The organism is Pseudomonas sp. UBA5568, assembly GCF_002425525.1.
Taxonomy (GTDB): Bacteria; Pseudomonadota; Gammaproteobacteria; order Pseudomonadales; family Pseudomonadaceae; genus Aquipseudomonas; species Aquipseudomonas fulva.
In genome coordinates, this window is sequence record NZ_DIMK01000006.1 from 73245 (window position 1) to 97775 (window position 24531).

Genomic DNA, 24531 nt, shown 5'->3' on the forward strand with positions numbered 1-24531 from the left:
TCAGACCTGCCCTTGTACCGAGTGGGCAGTCATCATCGGTACCGATTGGGCCAGTTCAGCCGAGGTGCCGAAGAATTTCTGCATGATGTTGTTGGCGCCCACGATCAGTGCCATAACCAGCACCAGGAAGATCAGCGTGCGGAAGAAGCCGTTGAGGTCGCCACCGAAGATCAGCACGCCGCCTGCGACCACGATGCCGATCAGCGACAGGGCAAAGGCGACTGGGCCAGTCACCGATTTCTGCAGAGACTCCAACCAGCTCTCGTAGGGCAAGCTGCCGCTACCGGCAGTAGAGGCGAATGCATTTTCCGGGGTGACCATTACGTAGAGCATCAACAGGCAGAGCGCCAGGTAGCCAAACGTTTGGGCATTGATGCGGGACAGAGAAATGTTGGCTTGCATGTGCGATGTTTTCCTAGAGGTTGCGCATGATGTAACGGCCGTTTTCGTACCCGGAAACCTCGAGGATTTCCTGGATGCGGCGGCCTTCTGGGGTTCTGGCGATGGAGATGACGACGTGAACCGCTTCGCCAATCAGCGGCTCGATGTCGGCCGGGGCCGACTTGTTGCGAGAAACCAGGGATTTAAGACGGGTCAGCCCTTCACTGGCGCTGTTGGCATGCAGGGTCGCAGCACCGCCAGGGTGACCAGTGTTCCAGGCGTCGATCAGGTCGAGTGCCTCTTCGCCACGCACCTCACCGACCAAGATGCGGTCAGGCCGCATGCGCAAGGAGGTCTTGAGCAGGTGGGTCATGCTTACGTCGACGGTGGTGTGGTACTGCACGAAGTTCTTGGCAGCGCACTGAATCTCACCGGTGTCCTCGATGATGAATACCCGCTCACTGGGAAACTCGATGACCATCTCGTTGATGACCGCGTTGACCAGGGTGGTCTTGCCGGTACCCGTACCGCCGATAACGAGGATATTGCGGTGATCGCGGATGGCCCGCTTGATGGCATCGCACTGGGCCGGCGTCATGATCGCCGACTCCACATACTGGTCCAGGGTGTAGATGGCGACCGCTTTTTTTCGGATCGCAAACGTGGCGGCGCGCACCACTGGCGGAAGCTGGCCCGCGAAGCGCGACCCGTCGAGGGGCCATTCGCCTTCGAGCAGCGGTTTGCTGCGGGTCACTTCCTTGCCATGGAAGCCGGCCACGGTCTTGATGATGGACTCGGCCTGCGCCGGGCGCAGGTCGCCAATGTGCCTCATCGGTTGGCCCAATTGTTCGAGCCACAGCTTACCGTCGCCGTTACACATCAACTCGACGGTCTGCGGATGGTTGAGCGCGTCGATAATCAGCGGGCCGGCATCGCGTTCAAGTTTTTTCTTGGCGCGATCTTTCAGGCTGACAGTTTCTGCAATATCCACACTATTCGTCCATGAATTAAACGCTGACCCAATCGCAAGGTATTCCACCGAGCGTGTGTTACAGATCTTCAACTACTGATGAGGGGCAAAACGCGCCTCGCTCGAAATATCCACCTGGGCTGACCAGATGCTTTCAAGTTACGAGAGGCGATCCACAATGGCGCGGAGGTTACCGGAGCAACAATTGCTAACGAAATGGTAAATCTCTTACAGCCATGTAAGTCTTTTCCTACAAAATTGGTACGAGCGTTCTTCGAATTGACCGCACGCGTGCCTCTGAAACCCGCGCCGTAGCTGGTCTCTACCATGAGCGCCAGTAATGCTGGCAGCTAAACGCCACTACCGCTGACTGATCGCCTTTCACAAAAAATGAGAGGCAATTCACAATTAGCCAAAACTTTTTTTTGTGGCCCAGTTCACAATTGCCTCCCGCGCAAACATCGCTTCTGTTGGCTGTGAGTTGATATAAGACAGCCATCCGATGATGGCACTTAGATATCAACGAGCAAGCCAGACAGCATCTACGTTAATTGGTTCAAAGCAATTGAAGTTGTCTGCCGGGTGGGCTGAACAATGAGCAATCAAGTTGCAGAGATTCACGGCCCTCCAGGTTCAGCTTGCGTACAGCCCTGTCAAAACGCTGCGCCAACAACTGCGCAAAAATACCCTCGCCCCGCATACGAGCACCGAAACGGCTGTCATAAAGCGCTCCACCCCGGCTTTGCCGAATAAGGCTGATTACATGGGCTGCACGCTGCGGGTAGTGATCGTGCAACCACTGCTCAAACAGAGGGGCCACCTCAAGCGGTAAGCGAAGCATCATGTAGGCTGCGCTTTGCGCCCCAGCCTCTTGCGCCGACTCCAGCAACTGCTCCAGTTCACAGTCGTTGATCATGGGAATGATCGGCGAGCACAGGACGCCTACGGGTACGCCGGCATCGCGCAGCAGGCGTATGGCCCGCAAGCGTGCAGCAGGCGAAGCGGCACGGGGCTCCAGAATGCGCTTGAGGCCGGCATCAAGGGTGGTATGGCTGATCATCACGCGCACGAGCCGCAAGCTGGCCATTTCGGTCAACAGGTCAAGGTCACGCAGAACCAAGGCGCCCTTGGTAACGATGGTCACTGGGTGGCGAAACTTCAGCAGCACCTCCAGCAAACGCCGGGTCAGCATGTATTCGCGCTCTATGGGCTGATAAGGGTCGGTGTTCGCCCCCAGGTTGATTGGCGCACACACGTACCCAGGTTTGCTCAGCTGCTGCGCCAGCACATCGGCTGCATTGGTCTTGGCAATCAGCTTGGTTTCGAAATCCAGACCAGGCGACAAATCCCAATAGGCGTGCGAAGGGCGTGCATAGCAGTAGATGCACCCGTGCTCGCAACCGCGATAAGGGTTTATCGACCGGTCGAAGGGCAAATCGGGTGAGGTATTGCGGCTGATAACCGTCTTGGCCGTCTCGATCCGCACTTCGGTCCCTTGCGTGACCGGTACATCTTGGTACCAGCCATCGTCCTCATGCGAAGAGTGGGTAGGGCCGAAGCGGTTATGCGGGTTATGCGCAGTGCCGCGGCCCTTCAACGGAGGTGAATATGACATGGCTACACCCTTTACTGTATGCATGTACAGTAAAGGGCCTGGCGACTAATTGCCAGCCCGATCATCCGACGGCCTGAAGCCACTGGAGGTAGGGGTGTAGGTTTGCCTCACGGCCAAGAAACTGCATCACTCCTTCACGCAATGGGCGCGATGCTCCGGGGGCAATCAATGACTCGAACAGCGCCTGTCCAAGTGCACGATCAAGTAGCCCTGTTTGCTCGAAGCGGGTGAAGATATCCACAGCACATACATCTGCCCAGAGGTACGCGTAATAACCGGCGTCATAGCCGGTAACCAGGTGGTCGAAGGCGTGGGCTGGGTGCTCTAGGGCGTTCAAAGGCCAGTAACCACATTGCTCGCGCGATCGAGTAAATCGCTGGCGAAGGGTTTTCCCGTCAGCTGGGTTCGTGTGCAGATCCACATCGAACAAGGCCTTGCTCAGCTCAAGCGCGGCTTCGCCGATGGCTTCGCGTCTGTAGCGCTCGACGCACTGCTCGACCTGCGCCCTGTCAATCTGACGCCCATCCGAATAGTGCGAGGAAATGCTGACGAGATAGGCGGCGTTCCACACCCAACGTTCGAACAGCTTGCCGAAGAGCTCCGTACCGTCCGTACCGAGTTCGACTACGCCCGACTGGATCTGATTGTCCGTGCGCACCAAGAGGTGGTGCAAGGCATGGCCGAACTCGTGGTACAGCTTGCGCAACGCGAGGTGATCCAACAGTGGCTGCGCACCTGCACTACCTTCGGGCACATCGCTGAAGACGATCACCACCGCTTGCTGGAAAATCCCTTCCGCGTCGATCCGGCGGTTACGCACATACGTTGTGAACACCGCCTCTGCCTGCTTACCGGCGTGCTGCACGGCATCGAGGTAGAGCAAGCCAATCCGTGCGTCGTCCTGGAATGCCTCGAACACCAGGACCGAGGGTGCCTATACGGGGGCAGGGGTGGGCCTCAACTCCAGGTCAAAGAGCCGCTTGGCCAGCTGGACCAACGCGTCGATGACGGCAGCCATCGGGAAAAATTCGCGCAGCGCGTCCTTTGGCACTATCTTGGCCGCGTCTCGCAGTTGCTTTTGGGCAAAGCGTAGGTCCCAGGGCTGCATGTCTTCCAGACCCAATGCCTGAGCGTCACGCTCAAAGTCTGAGCGCCACTGCAGCACTACGGGCTTCATGCCAGCAGCCAAGCTTTGCAGGAAGGCGCGAACCTGGTCTGGCGAACCAGCACTTTTACGCGCCAAGCTCAGGGTCATGTGATCGGAGAACGCCAATAGCGTCGCTCGTTCATGGCGCAGAAGGGCCAGTTGCTGCAGCACTTGACCATTATCTTGCGACAGGTCGGTATTGACGCCACGTCCATGAAAAGCCTGATACACCTGCTCACGGAGAGCACCCAGCTCGGCCTCTTCCAGCACACGCTCGGCAGCCCAGCTTTCGCAAGGTATGGACCATCCGTTACTGCCACGCTGCCTTGCTCGCTCGCTCAACTCATCGAGACTGCGTTGGGACAGACCACGCAGCTGAGTGACGTCATCGACGATCATGTCCGGCTGGTCGAGATTAATCAGATACTGCTCTTCAAGCTCGGTTATCCGACGTTGCAGGTCGAGCAGCCGCGTCTTGTCGCTCGTGGGCAGGGAAGCGCCACTCACGCGAAACCTTTCCAAGTGCCAGCGCAGTGTTGCCCGCTGGCGATCATCGAGGTTAAGGCCGATATCGCTGTGCGCCAGCTGTTCATACAGCGACTGAAGCTGCTCGTTGCTAAACCTTGAGTCCAACGCAGCGCTGGCCGCGATATGAAACGCCAGGATAGAGTCACTCCAGGTCTGCCCTTTGCCCAGAAAGGGCATTACCCCATAAAGCACTGCGTACACCTGGGCGTCCAGATCATCCATGGCCAGCACCAGGTCATCCCATGTTGGCATCGATGGCTGGCTGTTGATCACGCGCTCAATGCCCTGTGCATACTGCTCAAGGACCTGGTCGAACGCATCCTGCATGCTTTCGACTGTAATGGAGGGGTAGTCGACGGGCACATTGCCGTCTTGCAGAAGCGGGTTGCTCATCACGCGTTACCTTGCTCAATGATGGGAGCATGCAAGCGTGGACGACTGCGCAAGCGTGCAGGTCGCTCTTAATTACCACCAGCCGCCACCGCCCGGGCCTTGCACCCGGGCGGTGCGGTGGTCAATCGGCCGGTTTCTTCAGCTTCGGATTGGGAAAGAACTGCACGGTCTGCACTTTCGCCGCTGCCGGCTTGGGCGCTTGTTGGTTGACCCGCGTGCCCAGTTCACTGGGTACCGACAAGCCCTGCTCATTGAGCGTATCGGTAAAACCACACGCCACGCACTCGCGGTGCGGCACACCGTCTTCGTTCCACATCGTCAGCTTGTCAGCTTCACTGCACGCCGGGCATACCGCGCCGGCGATGAAGCGCTTCTTGGTCTTGTTCACGGCATCCTCGCTCATGCTGCCGATTCTTCGGCCAGACCGCTGTGGCGCAGCAAGGCGTCAATGGACGGCTCGCGACCGCGGAAGTCGACGAACAATACCATCGGCGCACGCGAGCCGCCGCGTGCCAGCACCGCTTCGCGGAACGCCCGGCCTGTTTCGGCATTGAACACGCCTTCTTCCTCGAACCGCGAGAAGGCATCGGCCGACAACACTTCAGCCCATTTGTAGCTGTAGTAGCCTGCGGCATAACCGCCCGCGAAGATGTGCGCAAAGCTGTTGGGGAAGCGGTTATAGGCCGGTGGGCGCATGACCGACACTTCATCGCGCACCCCTTCGAGCACCTGCAGTACCGTACGGCCGTCACCGTGGCTGGCGTGAAGCTCAAAGTCGAACAGCGAGAACTCGAGCTGGCGCACCATCATCATGCCCGACTGGAAGTTCTTCGCAGCCAGCATCTTGTCCAGCAGGTCCTTCGGCAGTGCCTCGCCAGTTTCGTGATGGCCGGAGATCAAGGCAAGGCCTTCGGGCTCCCAGCACCAGTTCTCCATGAACTGGCTGGGCAGTTCTACCGCATCCCATGCCACGCCGTTGATGCCGGACACTCCAGCGTGGTCGATGCGGGTCAACAGGTGGTGCAAGCCATGGCCGAACTCATGGAACAGCGTCGTGACCTCGTCATGGGTCAGCAAGGCAGGTTTGCCCGGCGCGGCAGGGGTGAAGTTGCACACCAGGTTGGCCACCGGGCTTTGCAGTGTGCCCTGAGCCGTTACGCGACGGTCACGCGCACCGTCCATCCAGGCACCGCCACGCTTGTTGGCGCGGGCATAGAGGTCGAAGAAGAAACGCCCCACATGCTGGCCGTTCTCCTTGATCTCGAACAGGCGTACATCCGGGTGCCAGGCATCGAACTGCTTGAGCTCGTTGATCTCGATGCCGTACAGGCGCTGCACGATGCTGAACAGGCCGCCTAGCACCTTGTCGATGGGGAAGTAGGCGCGCAGTGCTTCCTGGGACACGCTGTAGCGCTGCTCTCGCAGCTTCTCGCCAAAGTAGCCGGCATCCCAACTGGCCAGCTCGGGACAACCCTGTTCGGCAGCATAGGCCTTGAGCTGGGCCAGGTCGCGGGCGGCGAAGGGCTTGGAGCGCTTGGCCAGATCGCGCAGGAAGCTCAACACCTGGTCGCTGGACTCGGCCATCTTGGTCGCCAGGCTGAGCTCGGCGTAGTTCTTGTAGCCCAGTAATTCGGCAAGCTCCTGGCGCAGATCGAGAATCTGCTGCATCACCGGACCGTTATCGAACTGCCCCGCGTTCGGGCCCTGATCCGAAGCGCGGGTACAGTAGGCCGCATACAGCTCTTCGCGCAGCGCGCGGTCGCTGGCGTAGGTCATCACCGCGTAATAGCTGGGGAACTCTAGCGTGATCAGCCAGCCCTCGAGGTCCTTGGCGGCGGCAGCGGCGGCCATCTGGGCCTTGGCCGAGTCGGGCAGGCCGTCGAGCGTGGTTTCGTCGGTGACGTGCTTGCTCCATGCCTGGGTGGCATCCAACAGCTGGTTGGAGAAACGGCTGCCCAGCTCGCTGAGTTTGCTCTGCACCTCAGCGTAGCGCTGCTGTTCTGCGGCGGGCAGGTCGATGCCCGACAGGCGGAAGTCGCGCAATGCATGTTCAAGGATGGTCTTTTGCGCCACATCGAACGAGGCAGCTTCAGGGCTTGCAGCCAGTGCCTGGTAGGCATCGAACAGCGCGCGGTTCTGCCCAAGCTCCGTGGAGTAGGCACTCAGCGCTGGCAGGCAGGCCTCATAGGCTTCACGCAACGCTGGGCTATTGCACACCGCATTGAGGTGGCTCACCGGGCTCCAGGCGGCCCCGAGGCGGTCGTTCAGTTCGTCCATCGCCAGCACCAGGCCTGCCCATGTAGGCGCTGCGCCTTGTTCTTCAAGAATCCTGGCAATGGCTTTACGGTTGTCGGCCAGGATCGCTTCGATCGCCGGCAGCACGTGCTCTGCACGGATTTGCGAGAAGGGCGGCAGATCGTGGGATTGCAGAAGCGGGTTGTTCGCAGTCACGGTTTGGATACCTTGGCAGAAGAAACACAGCCCCATCTTAATTACAATCGACGCCGACCGCAGCAGGCAGCCAGCCTATCGGCACACATGAGGAACACTATCATGGCCATTCGAAGCTTCCAGCAACACCATCCCAAGCTCGGAGCGCGGGCCTTCGTCGACCGCTCGGCGGTGGTACTGGGCGATGTGGAGATCGGCGAAGACAGTTCGGTCTGGCCATTGGTGGTCGTGCGAGGCGACATGCACCGCATCCGTATCGGCGCGCGGACCAGTGTGCAGGACGCCAGTGTGCTGCACATCACCCACGCCAGCCCGTTCAACCCTGATGGCTTTGCGCTGATCATCGGTGACGAAGTCACCATCGGGCACAAGGTCATGCTGCACGGCTGCACATTGGGCAACCGCATCCTGGTCGGCATGGGCAGTACCGTCATGGACGGCGCCATCGTCGAGGACGAGGTGATCATTGGCGCCGCCAGCCTGGTGCCACCGGGCAAGCGCCTGGTCAGTGGCTACCTGTACATGGGCAGCCCAGTCAGGCAGGTCCGGTTGTTGAACGACCAGGAGCGTGCCTTCTTCGCCTACAGCGCTGGCAACTATGTGAAGCTCAAGGACCAGCACCTGGCCGAGGGCTTCGATCAGCCAGACTGATCGTTTTTCCACAGCCATGCGGGCACGGCTTGCCCGCCAGCATGCGGCGCAGCACTCAAGCGGAAACCTTCCCTATGCACCAGCAAAACATTCTGTTCGACCTTGATGGCACCCTGACCGACCCACGCCTGGGTATCACCCGCTCCATCCAGTACGCCTTGGCGAAACTGGGTATCGACGAGCCAGACCTCTCACGCCTTGAACACTTCATCGGCCCGCCGTTGTTGCAAGCGTTCATGCAGTTCTACGGTTTCGACGAAGCCAAGGCCTGGGAGGCGGTCAACTTCTACCGTGAGCGCTTTCGCGTCACGGGCCTGTACGAAAACCTGGTGTTCGACGGGGTGCCGCAGCTGCTCGAGACCCTCAATGGCCAAGGCCGCACGCTCTACATAGCGACTTCCAAGCCGTGGGAATTCGCGCGCGAAATTGCCCGCCACTTCGCCTTCGATCAGCATTTCAAAATGATCTACGGCAGCGAGCTGGACGGTACGCGAACCAACAAGGTCGAGCTGATTCGCCACTTGCTGGACGAAGAAGGGCTGGACCCGGCGCACACGCTCATGATCGGCGATCGCAAGCATGACCTGATCGGAGCCCGTAGCAACGGTTTGCAGGCCGTGGCAGTAGGGTATGGGTTCGGAAGCCGCGAGGAACTGATGGCAGAAACGCCGGCGTTCCATTTCGCCTCCCTGGCCGAGATGCACGAGGCGTTCAACAGGCAACCTCGCTGAAGGGCTGGGCAACCGGCTAGCGCGACCTAGCCCTTGGGCATCAACCCTTGCAAGGCTGCAGTACGCGCTGCGAGGGGCAATGAAGCCAGTTGCCCGACGCGCTCATAAAAGCGTTCCCAGTCACCTTCGACCTGGCGAAACAAAACCGAAAAAGCAGGCACCCACTGGTCGTACAGTCCGAATGGCAGCAATTTCGCATTGTTCATCGGCCCATAGACCCAAGCGTCGTAACGCCTGTCGCCTCCCCATGGGCCATCGCGCAGCGAATGGTAATCGCGCCGCAACCGCTCGAACTCGGCCCGCTTGGCCAAGCGCTTGGTTTGATCATCGGTGGGCGCCGCATAAAGGGCCTGTAGCCGTGCCCGCGTGGCCAGCACCAAGCGAATGAACTGCTCGCGCTGCGGACCATGGTCGTCGCCGGTGGCCGCCAGCCCACGGCTGAGCCGCCATTGCCGCGTGCCTTGCTGCTCCACGAACGACGCGAATGACTCGTTGAAGGCCGTATCGTCTTGCACATAGACACGCTGATGAGCCAGCTCGTGAAAGATCAGTGTGGCCAGGCGCTCTTCACCCCAGCCCATCATCGATGACAGGATGGGGTCATCGAACCAGCCCAGGGTCGAATAGGTTTCAACGCCGCCCACATAGACGTCAAGGTGCTGCTGGCGCATCAACGCCGCTGCACCCCGTGCTGCGCCCTGACGATAATAGCCGCGGTAAGCCACGCACCCGGCAATGGGAAAACAGTGGGTGACTGGCTGAAGCGACAACTCGGGGGTGGCGAAAACATTCCACACGACGTAGGGGCGGCCCAAGTCGGCGTACATCGTGTAGCTTCGGTTGTCGGGCAATTTCAGCTGCTGGGTGGCGAACGCTCGCGCTTGTTGGGCGTACTCCAGCCGAGCGCGCAATGGCACAGACGTGGCAGGATCAGCCATCACCTTCGTCACGGGCCGACGCGCCTGCAGCAGCTCCCACTGGCCGGCTGCCAGCTGGCCATAGTAGCCAGCGCTGCTGCAACCGTTGAGCAGCGCGGCGACCAGTAGCGGAACAAACCGGGTGAAAACACGGTCGAGTGCCCCAGGGTCTGAGCGCTGCGCAAGCACTATTCCAAGCATCGTTTACCGTCTTATTCGCTCAACCCCATTCGCCTAACGATTATCGTGCCGAAGGGGAGTTTCGCCATGCGCGCCTTGTGGGTTACCGGTTCCTTGCTGCTGACAACGGCCTGTTCGACATTGCCCGACCCCGACCCCTCTCAGGCGTGGGTCGACCTTGAACCAGGCCAGCAGACCTCCCTGGACGCGGTGAAAGTCGACGCACGCGACTGGGACGACAACCGTTATTTCCAGGTACCGCCTGGCAACCATGAGCTGACCGTGCGCTATCAATTCCCGGTGGCGCCCAGCAACATCGGTCCCGTCGACGCCCCGCTATGGCGTGATTGCCAGGTCAAGGTAGCCTTCAAGGGCTTCGATGCTGGCGAGCGTTACCAACTGCAGGCTGGCAGCATCGGCTTCCGTCCCTGGATCAAGCTCTATGATCAGCAACAGAAACTGGTCAGCCAGGGCGAACCGGCAGGCTGCCAACGGACGTAAAGCATCCAAAACAGCGCTATGCTTGTCACATATTCACTGCAAGTGGAAAACCCTGCCATGCGCCAGCCCATGATGCTGATCGCCCTCAGTGCACTGGGAGCTTGTGCCAGCCCCCTACCGCCCAAAGATCCCAAACAGGCCTGGGTAGACCTATACACCATGACACCCGGCAGGGTCATCATGGCCGATCGCCTCGATGGCAAGCGCCTGGACGATGGCCGTTATTTTCAGGTGACGCCCGGCAAGCACGAACTGATCGTACGTTTCGACTATGAGATCTACGCGGGCGGGTTCTCTACCGACCCCAGGGACCGTACGTGCTACCTGACGGTGCGTTACGATCACTTCGAGGCAGGGGAGCGTTATCGGCTTGAGGCAAGAGCGCCGGTGATGGAGCCACAGGTGCTGCTGTATGACTCAGCCAGGACCGTGGTCGTCAACGAACCTAGCAGGGTCTTCTGCATTCCTTAGGTTTCCTTAATGACCCGCTGTTGGCAGGCTTACTGATCATTCTTCTGATAAATGATCTTGCGGGCACCGCCATCGCAGCTGCCGACCACCATATTAGGGTCCTGCACTTCGCTGTTGGGCACGATTTCAAGGGTATAGGACGGCACGCCCTGGGCCTGGATCTTGGCCTCGATTTCTGCCTTCAACTCCTCGCATGGCTTGATTGCTGCCAGTGCCGAAGTTGTCATCAGGGAGACCAGTAAAGTTGTAGCGATGCGAATCATGGGCGGCTCCAGTAAAGGCAGCGAGGCTGCCGGGTTTTCAGATTACCGCAAACCGCCCACGGCTGGAGCGATCAGCTTACCAGCTTGGCATCCAGGGTAATGTCGGCGTTGAGCACCTTGGACACGGGGCAGCCTTGCTTGGCCTTATTGGCGATTTCCTGGAACTGCTCTTCGCTCGCCCCTGGTACCTTGGCGCGGAGCACCAAGTGCACTGCGGTGATGGCAAAACCATCGCTTTGCTTGTCCAAGGTGACTTCTGCCGCTGTGTCGATACGCTCGGGCGTCAGCTTGGCTTCGCCCAGCATCATCGACAGCGCCATCGAGAAGCACCCAGCGTGGGCGGCGCCGATCAGTTCTTCCGGGTTGGTGCCCGGCGTATCTTCGAAACGGGTGTTGAACCCATAAGGATTGTTCTTGAGCGCGCCGCTTTCAGTGGAGATCTGGCCCTTGCCGTCCTTGAGACCACCTTCCCAGATTGCCGATGCTGTCTTCTTCATGATGCCTCCCGGTCATTGGTTAAGTACCTATCTATTCAGAGGCTGGTAGCCTGATGAGAGTTCAGCTCAATCCGACAGGGGACATTGAATCCAACGATTGCGCCCATACAGAGTCAAAAGGCCTCAGGCCAACCATCATTGCGGAGGCTTCATGACGCAGTTGCGAAATCTGAAAATATCCACCCTTGATCTGGTGCCAGTGCGCGCCGACCAAGGGCCCGCGCAATCACTGCGCAATTCGCTGGACCTGGCGCAACAGGTCGAGCGTTTCGGTTACAACCGTTTCTGGGTAGCCGAGCACCACAACATGGACGGCATCGCCAGCTCGGCCACCTCAGTGCTGATCGGTTACCTCGCAGGCGGTACATCGCGTATCAGGGTAGGTTCCGGGGGCGTCATGCTGCCCAACCACGCGCCGCTCGTTGTGGCCGAGCAGTTTGGCACCCTGGCCAGCCTCTACCCCGGCCGTATCGACTTGGGCCTGGGCCGCGCTCCAGGGTCCGACCAGATGACCGCCCATGCACTGCGCCGCGACCGCGCCGGCAGTGCGGATGATTTCCCGGATGACGTCGAAGAGTTGTCGCGCTACCTGGGCCCACGCACCGATGATCAGAAGGTGATTGCCGTACCGGGATACGACACCGAAGTGCCTATCTGGTTGCTGGGCTCTAGCTTGTTCAGTGCCCAGCTGGCCGGCATGCGTGGTATGCCCTATGCCTTCGCATCGCATTTTGCGCCGCGCTACATGCACGAGGCCATTCGGGTCTACCGCAACCACTTCAAGCCCTCTACCACGCTGGACAAGCCCTACGTCATGCTCGGCATCCCCATGGTAGTGGCCGAGACCGATGAGAAAGCCGAGTACCTGGCCACGTCGGTTTATCAACGCATCCTGGCCCTAATTCGCGGTCAGAGCCTGATGCAGAAGCCCCCGGTAGAAACCATGAATGGCTTGTGGTTGCCGCATGAGCGCGATGCAGTGGGCAGCTTCATGGGGCTGGCGATGATCGGGAGCCCAGACAAGGTCCGTGCCAAGGTCGACGTGTTGCTGGAGCAGACAGGGGCCGATGAACTGATCTTTACCTGCGACCTGTACGAGCACGCAGACCGGATACGCTCCTACGAGTTGCTGGCTCAGGCACTGCAGCCAGCCTAGCGGTTGAGCAGGGCGCGCCGTGGAGCGAAACTGGGCTGGGCTGGCCTCTTGATGGGTGGCCGGTAGCCGAGCAAACGGCCGTATGCCCGAACCCCGTGGTCAACCCACGGGGTTCGGTGGCCCTTAGTTGCGGCTGTAAACGATTTCCTTGGTACCGCCTTCACAACTGCCCACCACCTTGCCAGCGGGATCACCCTTGTCCACGACCGTCAGCGTGTAATTTTGCACGCCCTTGGCATCGAGCTTGGCAGCGATTTCCGCTTTCAGCTCTTCGCACGGCTTGCCGGCCGCCATCGCGCCGCCCGCCAGGGTCATCAGGCCCAACGCCAGAACCACTTTGTTCATCACTTGCTTTCCTTGTGCAGATGAAATCGCAAAAGGCGCCCATCAGGCGCCTCGTCTAAGTCTTACCCCATCGCGCCAGGCACATCCAGCCCGGACCTGTATCAGCTGTTGGTGATACGGAAGCCGACCTTCAGGGTCACCTGGAAGTGCTCGACTTTGTTGTCGCGAATATGGCCGCGGGTGCTGACGACTTCGAACCACTCCATCATCTGCACGCTTTTGGAGGCTTCGGCCAGGGCATTCTGGATTGCATCTTCGATACCGGTGGTGGAAGAACCTACCAGTTCGAGCATTTTGTACGTGTGGTGATCGGACATGTGTTGACTCCTTGGATGGCGATAACGTTGAGCCTAGCAGCGCAGTGCTGGTTTACCTGCGAGCAGGCGCAGCGGCAGAAAGTTCGATCGCACTTTCGCTTCGCTTGATAGTCGCACTCTCTAGAGCCCATAACGCGAAGGAGAGTCAACATGCCCCGCAACTCGCTGCGTAAAACATCACTGGAAAGCATGGAAGCCGAGATCGAGAGCCTCCTGAAGAGCCTGGAAAGCCTCAAGAACGATGCCTCCGAGGAATCCCAGAAGTCCCTCAAGGCTATCCGCAGCAATGCCGAGACGGCCCTGAAGCACTCGCGCAGCCTACTGAGCGACGCTTACGAAGAAGTCAAAGACCGCACGGTCAAGACCAGCATCGCTACTCGCGACTATGCCCAGGAACACCCCTACACCACCGCTGGCGTGGCAGTAGGCGCACTGGGCCTGCTGGCTGCCTACCTGCTGTGCAAGCGCAACTAAACGCTCTGCCCAGCCAACTCGGCGCGTAACCACTGCGCCAGCTGCTCGGCGCGCCCATCCGCGGCGCGCCGTGGCACCCACAGCGCCAACGCTGCAGGCGTTGCGCTAAAGCCCCATGGCGCGATCAGGCGCCCTGCACGCAAGTCATCGGCCACCAGTGGCTCCGGCGCGATGGCCACCCCCAATCCTGCGACTGCGGCTTCCAACAAGTAATACAGGTGCTCGAACGACTGCCCATACTTTACTGCCTGGGCATCGAGGTCATTGGCCAACGCCCAGGTAGGCCAGGCTTGCGGGCGCGAGGTGGTGTGCAGCAAGGATTCTTCCAATAGCTGGCTGACAGCCGCTTTGCGCAGTCGCCCAGCGCCCTCGAAGTGCGGGCTGACGACTGGACCGATACGTTCCTGCGCCAGTACATGAACCTGCATGTCCGCTGGCCACGGCGGTTCGGCATAGACCAGCAACGCATCCAGCCCAGGGCGACGCGGGTCCAGGTCACCCTCACCGGCAGAAAGATGCAGGCGAAGCTCAGGCAAGTCGGCATTCAGCCGTCCCAGGCGCGGGATGAACCAACGCGCCAGCAAGCTTCCGGAACAGCCAAGCACGAAAGGGGCGTGCTCCACTTCGCGGGTCAGCTCCCGGCATACCCCACGCAGCCGATCAAAGACCTCACCACTGACGTCACGCAACCTGGCGCCTGCATCTGTGAGTTTGACACCTCGCCCATCCTTGGCGAACAGGGCCACGCCAAGGTGCGCTTCGAGCGCTTTGATTTGCCGGCTAACTGCGCCGTGGGTGACGTGCAGCGCCTCGGCTGCCTGGCTGACGCTGTTGAGCCGGGCAGTTGCCTCGAAGGCGCGCAACGCATTGAGAGGAGGGAGATCACTGGCCATTACGTGTGAGTTTTCCTGACAAGTCAGAGCAATCTTATCGGTTTTCATCGGGGCAGGTCATGGTTACAGTAAAGCCCATCACTCATTCGTTATGCCTTGGAGCGTCTCATGACCCAGTCCCAATATCGCCCCGGCCCCGATGCCAATGGCCTGTTCGGCTCGTTCGGCGGCCGCTACGTGGCCGAAACCCTGATGCCACTGGTACTGGACCTGGCCCGTGAATACGAAGCGGCCAAGGCAGACCCTGCATTTCTCGAAGAGCTGGCTTATTTTCAACGCGACTACATCGGCCGTCCCAACCCGTTGTACTTCGCCGAGCGCCTGACCGAGCACTGCGGTGGCGCCAAAATCTACTTCAAGCGCGAGGAACTCAACCACACCGGCGCGCACAAGGTGAACAATTGCATCGGTCAGGTATTGCTGGCCAAGCGCATGGGCAAGAAGCGCCTGATCGCTGAAACCGGTGCCGGCATGCATGGCGTCGCGACCGCCACCGTGGCGGCGCGTTTCGGGTTGCCTTGCGTGATTTACATGGGCGCTACCGACATCGAGCGGCAGCAGGCCAACGTGTTCCGCATGAAACTGCTGGGCGCTGAAATCGTGCCGGTCACCGCTGGCACCGGCACCTTGAAAGACGCCATGAACGAGGCTCTGCGCGACTGGGTCACCAATGTCGACGACACCTTCTACCTGATCGGCACCGTGGCCGGCCCGCACCCCTATCCAGCCATGGTCCGGGACTTCCAGTCGATCATCGGCAAGGAAACCCGCGCCCAGATGCAGGAAAAGGAAGGCCGCCTGCCGGACAGCCTGGTGGCATGCGTGGGTGGCGGGTCCAATGCCATGGGCCTGTTCCACGAGTTTCTCGAAGAGCCGAGCGTTCAGATCATCGGTGTCGAGGCGGGCGGGCACGGCGTGCAGACCGACAAGCACGCTGCCAGCCTGAACGGCGGGGTGCCTGGGGTACTGCACGGCAACCGTACCTACTTGCTGCAGGATGCCGACGGCCAGATCACCGATGCCCATTCGATCTCTGCAGGCCTGGACTATCCGGGCATCGGCCCCGAGCACGCCTACCTGCACGAAGTGAAGCGGGTCGAATACGTCAGCATCACCGATGACGAGGCCCTGGATGCCTTCCACGCATCCTGCCGACTCGAAGGCATCATTCCAGCGCTGGAAAGTGCCCACGCGCTGGCCGAAGCCATCAAGCGCGCTCCGTCCTTGCCCAAGGACCACCTGATGGTGATCTGCCTGTCGGGGCGCGGAGACAAGGATATGCACACCGTCATGAACCACATGGCCGCCCAGGAGAAACAGGCATGAGCCGTCTTGAACAACGTTTCGCCGAGCTGAAAACCGAAGGCCGCGCAGCACTGGTCACCTTCGTCACCGCAGGTGATCCAGGCTATGACGCCTCGCTCCAGATTCTCAAGGGCCTGCCGGCGGCAGGTGCCGACGTGATCGAACTGGGCATGCCGTTCACCGACCCCATGGCCGATGGTGTAGCGATCCAACTGGCCACCCTGCGCGCGCTTGAGGCTGGCCAGACCTTGGCCAAGACGCTCCAGATGGTCCGCGAATTCCGAGTGGATGACCAGACCACGCCGATCGTGCTGATGGGTTACTACAACCCGATCCACCGCTTTGGCGTGGAAGCGTTCGTGGCCCAGGCCAACGAAGCCGGTGTCGATGGCCTGATCATCGTCGACCTGCCACCTGAGCATGACGACGAACTGGCCAGCCCGGCCCAGGCTGCGGGTATCGACTTCATTCGCCTGACGACCCCGACCACCGACGACGCGCGCCTGCCCCGCGTGCTGCAGCGTAGCTCCGGGTTCGTCTACTACGTGTCGGTGGCCGGTGTGACCGGTGCAGGCTCGGCGACTACCGAACATGTGACCGAAGCCATTGCACGCTTGCGTCGCCATACGGATTTGCCGATCAGTGTCGGGTTTGGTATTCGCACCCCCGAGCAAGCGGCCAACATCGCCCGCCTTGCCGACGGTGTGGTGGTAGGCTCGGCCCTGGTCGACAAGATTGCCCACGCGCAGAACCCCGGTCAGGCGGTAGACGATGTGTTGAGCCTGTGCTCGGCCTTGGCAGAAGGGGTACGTGGCGCTCGGCGCTAACCGATGGTTGTCGCTTCAAGGGTTGCTCGGTGCCCGAAGCTATCCTGGGACTGCTTGCAGTCCCAGGATTTCAACTTTCCACAGAGGTTTCCGGACACGCTCCGCGACTCATCGGCGCCAGTCCGGCGCCCCGGCAAGAACGTTCCTGAGATTGGGATCGCCCAATCAACGCCCTTCGCCAAAGCCCGACAAGTCCAGAGGCCGCAACGCTCCCATCCAGATCGCATGATCGCGGTGGTCTGCCAGCTCATCCCCGGTCAGCGGGTGCAGAAACACCACCAGCCCCTTGCGGTGCAGCGCCAACCAGGGCAGCACCACGCCAATGAGCTCCGGCTCGAACGCCAGCTGGCAGCTCCAGTCGGGATGCGGCCCTACCGCCCTGGTGTGCATACGCCCCATGACGACCGGGAACAGCGCCGCTGCCTCCTCGCACAAGGCTCGCGCCTGCTCCTGGGTCGAGGCATCGTAGTACACGTGGGCGTGATAACCCTTGATTCTCTGCACAGCTACTCCTGATGTGCGTCGATTCTGACAACATGCCACAAGCGGGCCCAGCATCTCAGAGGCTACGCTCGTGCTCAAGCCAATCCACGAAGCGTCCGATCAACGCCCCGCGACGCTTGCGCGGCGGCAGTACGGCGTAATAGCCACGCGCCGACCGTAAGCTGCCCTCCAACGGTCGACACAACAACCCTTGATCGACCAGCCCATCCACCAGATGCCGCCAGCCAATCGCCATGCCCTGGCCCGCGATGGCAGCCTGGATCAACAACGTGTAGTTGTCGAATCGTAGCTGCCCCGCAGGCGGTGCGCTGGTCACCCCTAAGCCGCGAAATACACCTGCCCAGTCGAACCACCGGCTGGCCTGTTCACCCTTGAGATGCAGCAGCGGCAAACGCTGCAAGGCCGCAGCAGACAAGGATTTGCCATGGATCAGACGAGGGCTGCATACCGGGAAAACTTCCTCGTCGAACAGCCAACGGCTCTCGCCTTGATGAAAACGCCCATCGCCGAACAGCACCGCCACGTCGATATCCGGGCGCAACATGCCTTGGCTTCGCTCACCTGTCACCAGGCTCACATCGACCTGAGGATACGCTTCATGAAAGCGCTGCAGTCGGGGCATCAACCAGAACGCAGCGAACGCAAAATCCGTTGCCACCTGTAGGACTTCACGCTGTGTGCGCCCGCTTGCGCGGGCCACGCCATCGTCCATGGTGTGCAGCCCCTGGCCGACATATTCCAACAACACCTGGCCCGCTTCGGTCAGCTCGATGCCCCGGTAGATACGGTCGAACAGCCGCGTGCCCAGCTGCGCCTCCAGGCGTTTTATCTGCTGACTGATCGCCGGCTGCGTGGTGCCCAGCTCCAAGGCAGCTGCCGTAAAGCTGCGCAAGCGCGCGGCGGCCTCGAACACGCGCAACGTATCCAACGACAATCCCGCAAGGTGCTCGAACATAAGCCTGGCTAATCCCACACATTGCCCGACAGGGGCTTTACCCCCGTTATGCACCGCCTCATCGTGGTAGGCAAGCATTCCGCATAACCTTCAACGATGGAAGCTTGCATGAAACGCCCTAATATCCTGTTCATCATGGCCGACCAGATGGCAGCGCCGCTGCTGCCCATCTACGCTGACTCACCCCTTCAAATGCCTCACCTCACTCGCCTGGCCGCTCAGGCCGTGGTGTTCGATTCGGCTTACTGCAACAGCCCGCTGTGCGCGCCCTCGCGCTTCACCCTCGTCAGCGGTCAGCTCCCCAGCCGCATTGGGGCCTATGACAATGCAGCAGATTTCCCCGCCGATATCCCCACCTACGCCCATTATCTGCGCCGCCTGGGTTACCGAACGGCACTGTCAGGCAAGATGCACTTCTGTGGGCCTGATCAATTGCACGGCTACGAGGAACGCCTGACCAGTGATATCTACCCGGCCGACTACGGCTGGGCCGTGAACTGGGATGAGCCTGACGTGCGACCAAGCTGGTACCACAACATGTCCTCGGTGCTGCAGGCAGGGCCATGCGTGCGTACGAACCAGCTGGATTTCGACGAGGAAGTGGTGTTCAAGGCGCGTCAGTATTTGTATGACCATGTCCGTGAAAACGACGGCCGTCCGTTCTGTCTGACAGTGTCCATGACCCACCCCCACGACCCTTACACCATTCCCAAACGCTACTGGGATCGCTACGAAGGTGTGGATATTCCGTTGCCCAGGCACACAGATAGCCAGGCGTCACTCGATCCCCACTCCCAGCGATTGCTCAAGGTCTACGACCTTTGGAACAAACCGCTTCCTGTGGACAAAATCCGCGATGCTCGGCGGGCCTACTTCGGCGCATGCAGCTATATCGACGACAATATCGGTCAATTGCTGCAAACCCTCGAGGAATGCAACCTCGCCGACGATACTTTGATCGTGTTCTCGGGCGACCATGGCGACATGCTGGGTGAGCGTGGCCTCTGGTACAAGATGCACTGGTTCGAGATGTCAGCCCGTGTACCGCTACTGATCCATGCCCCGCAGCGCTTCGCGCCCGGACGCGTCAGTGCGTCCGTCTCGACCTGCGACTTGCTGCCCACCCTGGTCGAGTTGGCAGGTGGGGCTGTGGATAAATCCCTTCACCTGGATGGCCGCTCTCTGCTTGGTCATTTGCAAGGGCAGGGCGGTCACGACGAGGTCATTGGTGAATACATGGCCGAGGGTACCGTCGGCCCGCTCATGATGATTCGCCGTGGTTCCTACAAGTTCGTGTACAGCGAGGACGACCCCTGTCTACTCTATGACCTGAGCCGCGACCCGTACGAGCGGGAGAATCTGGCTACCAGCCCGGATCATCAGGCATCGATGCAGGCGTTCGTCACCGAGGCGCGCCAGCGCTGGGACATACCCGGCCTGCGCCAGCAAGTGCTGGCCAGCCAGCGACGTCGCCGTCTGGTGGCCCAGGCACTTGCCATTGGCAAGTTGAGCAGCTGGGACCACCAACCTTGGGTGGACGCCAGTCAGCAGTACATGCGCAACCACATCGATCTTGATGACCTTGAGCGCAAGGCACGTTATCCACAGCCCGCCCCACTGGATTGAAAAGAGAGCCCGCCATGCATACGTTCGCTGCTACCTTGTTCGCGCTAGCCGTCAGCCTGGGCACACTGAGCGCCCAGGCCGCCGATGACAACGCGCAGTGCTCAACCGTCAAGCTGGCCGACCCTGGGTGGAGTGACATCGCCACCACCAACGCAGTGGCCCGCCTGCTGCTTGAACCCTTGGGGTATCAGGTCAAGGTGGACAGCCTGGCGGTGCCGATCATCTATGGCGGGCTCAAGGACGGCCAGGTCGATGCCTTTCTTGGAAGCTGGATGCCTGCGCACCAAGGCTTCCATGACAAATTCGTCGCCAACGGGGATGTGCAGCAGCTCTCGCGCAATCTGCAAGGAACCGAATTCACCCTGGCGGTGCCGGACTACGTGTGGAATGGCGGGGTACGCGATTTCGCAGACCTGAACAAACACGCCGATCAGTTTGGCAGGAAGCTCTACGGCATTGGCTCAGGCGCGCCGGCCAACCTCTCGCTACAAGCGATCATCAAGGATGATGCCTTCGGCCTGGGCAAATGGAAGCTGGTGGAGTCCAGTGAGCAGGCCATGCTGGCCCAGGTGGACCGAGCGGTCAAGAAACAGCAGTACATCGCCTTCCTCGGCTGGACGCCTCACCCCATGAACGTGAAGCTGAACATGCATTACTTGACCGGTGGAGAGAAGTGGTTCGGCAGCAAAGGCGACGTGTTCACGCTGACACGCAAGGGTTATCCACAAGCCTGCCCGAACGCGGCAAAGTTGCTGAGCAACTTGAGCTTCACGCTGGACATGGAAAACACCATCATGGCCGAGGTTGTGGATAAGAAGATCAGCTTCGACGATGCCGCCAAGGCCTGGGTGAGAGCACATCCCGAAGCACTGGATGGTTGGCTGACCGGCGTGACCACCAAAGAGGGTGCGGACGCCGTTGCGGCCGTAAGAAGAACGCTGTAACGCGTTAATGGAGAGCGGGTCTGTCTGCGGTTGATTCGTGAAACAGATCGCTTCTCCAGAACAGACCCATTCGGGGGATTTTGACCGCACTATGCATCGCCTCATACGTCTGCTGCCCTTTCTGGGCTGGCTGCCGCGCCAGACGCGCCACAGTTTGCGTCAGGACCTGCTGGTGGGTTTGAGCGGCGCCATCCTTGCGCTGCCGCAATCCATCGCGTACGCCCTGATCGCCGGCCTGCCAGCAGCATATGGGCTGTACGCGGCCATCGTCCCCGTGCTGGTCGCCTGCCTGTGGGGATCCTCCTGGCACCTGATCTGCGGGCCGACGGCGGCCATTTCCATCGTGCTATACGCCAGTGTCAGCCCGTTGGCGGTAGCAGGAAGCGATGACTACATCACCCTTGTGCTGCTGCTGACCTTTCTGGGCGGAGTCTTCCAGCTACTGCTGGGGCTTTTGCGTTTCGGGGCCCTGGTCAATTTCGTCTCGCATTCGGTAGTGATCGGCTTCACCCTTGGGGCCGCCGTGGTCATCGCGCTGGGGCAGCTGCCCAACCTGCTTGGGCTGGACTTGCCCAGCCAGGCCACCGCCTTGAAGACGGCTCAAGACCTGGCCAGCCATGCCGGTGAGATGGACGTGCCGTCCTTGATACTGGGAGCGCTCACCGTGGTAATGGGCATAGCGCTGAAACTATGGCGTCCCCGCTGGCCCAGCCTGTTGATAAGCCTGTTGGCCGTCAGCCTGCTGGCGTGGCTGCTGCCCGGCGTGTTCGGGCACGTGCCGCGTGTACCGGCGTTCGAGGGGCGCCTGCCCCCCTTGAGTGCCGTGCCGCTGCTGGACGTGGACCTGATACTGCGCCTGCTCCCCAGCGCCGTGGCCGTTGGCATGCTGGGGCTGGTGACCAGCTTGTCCATCGCACGTTCGTTGTCTGCGCGCTCCGAGCAACTGATTGACGCCGACCAGGAAATACGTGCCCAAGGGCTCTCCAACATCGTCGGTGCGTTCTTTTCCGGCTACCTCTCATCGGGCTCGTTCACCCGATCGGGCCTGAACTATGACGCAGGCGCACGCTCGCCCATGGCCGGCGTGTTCTCGGCGCTGTGGGTAGCGGTGTTCGCTGTCGCCGGTGCCGGCCTGATCGCGCATCTGCCGATTCCGGCGATGGCAGGCAGCATCCTGTTGATTTGCTGGGGGCTGATTGATCGCAAGGCCATCGGCGCATTGCTGCGTGTCAGCCGTGCCGAGTTCGCAGTCATGGCGCTGACGGCAGCGGCCACCTTGCTCTTGGAATTACAGACGGCCATCTATGCCGGTGTGCTGGTTTCCCTGTTCTTCTACCTCAAGCGCACCTCGCGCCCGCGGATCCACCAGAGCCGCGAAGGCGATGCGGACATCTTGCGTGTAGGCGGGTCGATCTTCTTCGGTGCTGCGCATTACCTGCAAGTACGCCTGCAAGGTTGCCAAGGCCCGCAGGTGGTCATGGATGCGCGGCAGGTGAACTTCATCGACTATTCAGGGGTGGACATGCTGCACCGCGAGGCGAGGCGGCTGGCGCGAACAGGCGGTAGCCTGACCTTGCGCGGCGCCAGGCCACAGGTGATCGAAGAGCTGCATAAGCTCGAAGGCCCGGCGCGTTGCCCAATCCGGTTCGAGGACTGAGCAGCCACACCCAGCGCCGCTCAGTAGCCCTGCTGGCGGTCAGCCCCGCGCCAGTTGGCGGCGCAGTTCAGCGAGAACCGGTGCAGTGTCCGGCCGCACGCCGCGCCACACATAAAAGGCTTCGGCTGCTTGTTCGGCCAGCATCCCCAGGCCGTCCAGCACCTTGGCGGCGCCATGTTGGGCGGCCCACTGGCAGAACGGCGTTGGCGCCTTGCCATACATCATGTCGTAGCACACCGTGCGCCCGGGTTCGATCAGGCTGCTGGCAATCGGTGGCAGCTCACCGGCCAGGCTGGCCGAGGTTGCATTGATGATCAGGTCCACTGGCTCTTGCAACCAGGCGAACCCACTGGCCACCACCGGCCCCAGTTCATCGAACGCCTCGGCCAGGCGTTCGGCCTTCTCCACCGTGCGGTTGGCGATCACCAGTGACTGCGGGTTGTGTGCCAGCAGCGGCTCCAGCACCCCGCGCACGGCGCCGCCGGCACCGAGGACAAGGATGCGTTTACCTGCCAGTTCAACACCGGCATTGACGGTGAGGTCACGGACCAGTCCCGCACCGTCGGTGTTGTCACCCTGCAAGGTACCGTCGGCCAGCTTGCTGAGCGTGTTCACCGCACCTGCGCGACGTGCGCGCGGGGTAAGGCTGTCGCACAGGCGATAGGCTTCTTCCTTGAATGGCACGGTAACGTTGCCACCGCTGCCTTGCTTGAAGAAGCCGCGCGCGCAGTCACTGAAGTCATCCAGCGGCGCCAGCAGCGTGGCGTACTCCAGGTCCTGGCCGGTCTGTTCGGCGAACAGGCGATGAATCAGCGGCGACTTGCTGTGGCCGATCGGGTTGCCAAAAACGACGTACTGGTCCATGACGGCTCCTTGAATGGTTACAGGCTTACTGGCCGAGCCAGTCACGGTCTTGCAGGAAGTACTCGGTCAGCCGTGCCTCTTCGCTGCCTGGCGCGGGTTTCCAGTCGTAGCCCCAGCGTACCTGCGGTGGCAGCGACATGAGGATGGACTCGGTGCGCCCACCAGACTGCAGCCCGAACAGCGTGCCACGGTCATAGACCAGGTTGAACTCGACGTAGCGGCCCCGGCGAAACTCCTGGAATTCCCGTTGCTGTGGGGTATAGGCCGTCCCTTTTCGGCGCTGCACGATGGGCAGGTACGCGTCGATGTAGGCGTCGCCGATGGCACGGATGAAGGCGAAGCAGGTATCGAAGTCCCACTCGTTCAAGTCATCGAAGAACAGCCCGCCGATGCCACGGGGCTCACCCCGGTGCTTGAGATGGAAATACCGGTCGCACCAGGCCTTGTAGCGTGGGTACACATCGGCGCCGAAGGGGGCGCAGGCCTGTTCAGCGATTCGATGCCAGTGCACGCAGTCTTCCTCCACGCCGTAATACGGCGTCAGATCGAAGCCACCGCCGAACCACCAGACCGGCTCTTCGCCTTCCTTTTCGGCAATGAAAAACCGAACGTTGGCGTGGGAAGTAGGCACGTGCGGGTTGTGCGGGTGGATCACCAGCGACACCCCGAGCGCCTGGAAACCGCGCCCAGCCAACTCCGGCCGATGGGCGCTGGCCGAAGGCGGCAACCCGGTGCCGAACACATGGGAGAAGTTCACCCCGCCTTTTTCGATGACGGTGCCTTCGCCGATCACCCGCGTACGGCCCCCGCCACCGGCTTCGCGCACCCAGGCGTCCTCGACGAAGCGGGCGCCGCCGTCTTCGCGTTCCAGGGCTGAGCAGATGCGGTCTTGCAAATCGAGCAGATAGGCTTTCACAGCCTCGGTGCGGCTAATCATCGGGTCACCAGGAGCGGGCAGGAAACAAGTG

General features: G+C 60.9%; 26 protein-coding genes and 1 pseudogene. 11 read left to right on the top strand and 16 right to left on the bottom strand.

The annotated features are described in order from the left end of the window. From B2S33_RS02900 to prlC, 6 genes and pseudogenes are all read right to left on the bottom strand, one after another. Nucleotides 1–402 carry a TrbC/VirB2 family protein gene (locus tag B2S33_RS02900; protein WP_050587287.1) on the bottom strand — a complete coding sequence of 134 codons (402 nt, stop codon included), beginning with the start codon at nt 400–402 and terminating at the stop codon, nt 1–3. 13 nt (nt 403–415) lie between these two features. Continuing rightward, nucleotides 416–1366, bottom strand: a complete 951-nt coding sequence (gene trbB / locus B2S33_RS02905; protein WP_305955236.1) for a P-type conjugative transfer ATPase TrbB — start codon at nt 1364–1366, stop codon at nt 416–418. 541 nt (nt 1367–1907) lie between these two features. After that, complete coding sequence (locus B2S33_RS02910; RefSeq protein WP_059183494.1) at nt 1908–2966, bottom strand: PA0069 family radical SAM protein; 1059 nt, start codon at nt 2964–2966, stop codon at nt 1908–1910. Nucleotides 2967–3027: 61 nt separating this feature from the next. Then, nucleotides 3028–5034, bottom strand: a pseudogene (locus B2S33_RS02915) (M3 family metallopeptidase). Between the two features lie 121 nt (nt 5035–5155). Further along, nucleotides 5156–5437 (bottom strand): YheV family putative zinc ribbon protein, encoded by a 282-nt coding sequence (locus B2S33_RS02920; RefSeq protein WP_027913266.1) that lies wholly within the window; start codon nt 5435–5437, stop codon nt 5156–5158. Next, a complete protein-coding gene (gene prlC, locus B2S33_RS02925; RefSeq protein WP_288649796.1) occupies nt 5434–7485 on the bottom strand; it encodes an oligopeptidase A in 2052 nt (683 codons plus the stop codon). Before prlC ends, B2S33_RS02920 begins: the two co-directional genes overlap by 4 nt. Before the next feature lie 102 nt (nt 7486–7587). On the opposite strand from prlC, the gene B2S33_RS02930 reads away from it, so the two are divergent. Then, nucleotides 7588–8136 carry a gamma carbonic anhydrase family protein gene (locus B2S33_RS02930; protein WP_023532446.1) on the top strand — a complete coding sequence of 183 codons (549 nt, stop codon included), beginning with the start codon at nt 7588–7590 and terminating at the stop codon, nt 8134–8136. A 74-nt stretch (nt 8137–8210) separates the two neighbouring features. Then, complete coding sequence (locus B2S33_RS02935) at nt 8211–8867, top strand: HAD family hydrolase (protein WP_028687751.1); 657 nt, start codon at nt 8211–8213, stop codon at nt 8865–8867. A 26-nt stretch (nt 8868–8893) separates the two neighbouring features. Here B2S33_RS02935 and B2S33_RS02940 read toward each other — a convergent pair whose 3' ends face one another. Beyond that, the gene (locus B2S33_RS02940) at nt 8894–9985 is read right to left on the bottom strand and encodes an aminopeptidase (protein WP_028687750.1); all 1092 of its coding nucleotides are present in this window, start codon (nt 9983–9985) and stop codon (nt 8894–8896) included. 66 nt (nt 9986–10051) lie between these two features. Between B2S33_RS02940 and B2S33_RS02945 the strand changes: the two genes are divergently transcribed. Together B2S33_RS02945 and B2S33_RS02950 are read left to right on the top strand one after the other, a co-directional pair. Further along, on the top strand, nt 10052–10465 hold the full coding sequence (locus tag B2S33_RS02945; protein WP_027913270.1) for a hypothetical protein: 414 nt from the start codon (nt 10052–10054) through the stop codon (nt 10463–10465). Nucleotides 10466–10522: 57 nt separating this feature from the next. Next, complete coding sequence (locus tag B2S33_RS02950; protein ID WP_023532343.1) at nt 10523–10936, top strand: hypothetical protein; 414 nt, start codon at nt 10523–10525, stop codon at nt 10934–10936. A gap of 29 nt (nt 10937–10965) precedes the next feature. Here B2S33_RS02950 and B2S33_RS02955 read toward each other — a convergent pair whose 3' ends face one another. Together B2S33_RS02955 and B2S33_RS02960 are read right to left on the bottom strand one after the other, a co-directional pair. Further along, nucleotides 10966–11199, bottom strand: a complete 234-nt coding sequence (locus tag B2S33_RS02955; protein WP_027913271.1) for a DUF1161 domain-containing protein — start codon at nt 11197–11199, stop codon at nt 10966–10968. 71 nt (nt 11200–11270) lie between these two features. Continuing rightward, a complete protein-coding gene (locus B2S33_RS02960) occupies nt 11271–11696 on the bottom strand; it encodes an OsmC family protein (protein WP_027913272.1) in 426 nt (141 codons plus the stop codon). Between the two features lie 151 nt (nt 11697–11847). Here B2S33_RS02960 and B2S33_RS02965 point away from each other — a divergent pair, with 151 nt between their 5' ends. Beyond that, nucleotides 11848–12852 (top strand): LLM class flavin-dependent oxidoreductase, encoded by a 1005-nt coding sequence (locus tag B2S33_RS02965; protein ID WP_059183497.1) that lies wholly within the window; start codon nt 11848–11850, stop codon nt 12850–12852. Nucleotides 12853–12975: 123 nt separating this feature from the next. Here the strand turns inward: B2S33_RS02965 and B2S33_RS02970 are convergent, their stop codons facing one another. Both B2S33_RS02970 and B2S33_RS02975 read right to left on the bottom strand, forming a co-directional pair. Further along, nucleotides 12976–13197 carry a DUF1161 domain-containing protein gene (locus tag B2S33_RS02970; RefSeq protein WP_023532365.1) on the bottom strand — a complete coding sequence of 74 codons (222 nt, stop codon included), beginning with the start codon at nt 13195–13197 and terminating at the stop codon, nt 12976–12978. Nucleotides 13198–13298: 101 nt separating this feature from the next. Beyond that, nucleotides 13299–13514, bottom strand: a complete 216-nt coding sequence (locus B2S33_RS02975; RefSeq protein ID WP_023532741.1) for a dodecin — start codon at nt 13512–13514, stop codon at nt 13299–13301. A gap of 150 nt (nt 13515–13664) precedes the next feature. Between B2S33_RS02975 and B2S33_RS02980 the strand changes: the two genes are divergently transcribed. Further along, nucleotides 13665–13988, top strand: a complete 324-nt coding sequence (locus B2S33_RS02980) for a DUF883 family protein (RefSeq protein ID WP_023532474.1) — start codon at nt 13665–13667, stop codon at nt 13986–13988. Here the strand turns inward: B2S33_RS02980 and B2S33_RS02985 are convergent. Next, on the bottom strand, nt 13985–14881 hold the full coding sequence (locus B2S33_RS02985; protein ID WP_027913274.1) for a LysR family transcriptional regulator: 897 nt from the start codon (nt 14879–14881) through the stop codon (nt 13985–13987). The genes B2S33_RS02980 and B2S33_RS02985 overlap by 4 nt on opposite strands. Before the next feature lie 108 nt (nt 14882–14989). Here B2S33_RS02985 and trpB point away from each other — a divergent pair, with 108 nt between their 5' ends. Together trpB and trpA are read left to right on the top strand one after the other, a co-directional pair. Continuing rightward, nucleotides 14990–16207, top strand: a complete 1218-nt coding sequence (gene trpB / locus B2S33_RS02990) for a tryptophan synthase subunit beta (RefSeq protein ID WP_023532832.1) — start codon at nt 14990–14992, stop codon at nt 16205–16207. Beyond that, entirely contained in the window at nt 16204–17013 is an 810-nt protein-coding gene (gene trpA, locus B2S33_RS02995; RefSeq protein ID WP_027913275.1) for a tryptophan synthase subunit alpha, read from the top strand. The genes trpB and trpA overlap by 4 nt, the downstream gene beginning before the upstream one ends. Before the next feature lie 165 nt (nt 17014–17178). Here the strand turns inward: trpA and B2S33_RS03000 are convergent, their stop codons facing one another. Both B2S33_RS03000 and B2S33_RS03005 read right to left on the bottom strand, forming a co-directional pair. Then, a complete protein-coding gene (locus B2S33_RS03000) occupies nt 17179–17517 on the bottom strand; it encodes a DOPA 4,5-dioxygenase family protein (RefSeq protein WP_027913276.1) in 339 nt (112 codons plus the stop codon). Between the two features lie 55 nt (nt 17518–17572). Further along, entirely contained in the window at nt 17573–18472 is a 900-nt protein-coding gene (locus tag B2S33_RS03005) for a choline sulfate utilization transcriptional regulator (RefSeq protein WP_027913277.1), read from the bottom strand. Nucleotides 18473–18580: 108 nt separating this feature from the next. Here B2S33_RS03005 and betC point away from each other — a divergent pair, with 108 nt between their 5' ends. From betC to B2S33_RS03020, 3 genes are all read left to right on the top strand, one after another. After that, entirely contained in the window at nt 18581–20098 is a 1518-nt protein-coding gene (gene betC, locus B2S33_RS03010) for a choline-sulfatase (RefSeq protein ID WP_145278719.1), read from the top strand. Nucleotides 20099–20112: 14 nt separating this feature from the next. After that, entirely contained in the window at nt 20113–21042 is a 930-nt protein-coding gene (gene choX / locus B2S33_RS03015) for a choline ABC transporter substrate-binding protein (protein ID WP_027913279.1), read from the top strand. A 91-nt stretch (nt 21043–21133) separates the two neighbouring features. Next, a complete protein-coding gene (locus tag B2S33_RS03020) occupies nt 21134–22699 on the top strand; it encodes a SulP family inorganic anion transporter (protein WP_027913280.1) in 1566 nt (521 codons plus the stop codon). 39 nt (nt 22700–22738) lie between these two features. Here B2S33_RS03020 and aroE read toward each other — a convergent pair whose 3' ends face one another. Then, nucleotides 22739–23563, bottom strand: a complete 825-nt coding sequence (gene aroE / locus B2S33_RS03025) for a shikimate dehydrogenase (protein ID WP_028687745.1) — start codon at nt 23561–23563, stop codon at nt 22739–22741. 25 nt (nt 23564–23588) lie between these two features. After that, nucleotides 23589–24500 carry an oxygen-dependent coproporphyrinogen oxidase gene (gene hemF, locus B2S33_RS03030; RefSeq protein ID WP_023532527.1) on the bottom strand — a complete coding sequence of 304 codons (912 nt, stop codon included), beginning with the start codon at nt 24498–24500 and terminating at the stop codon, nt 23589–23591. Between the last annotated feature and the right edge of the window lie 31 nt (nt 24501–24531).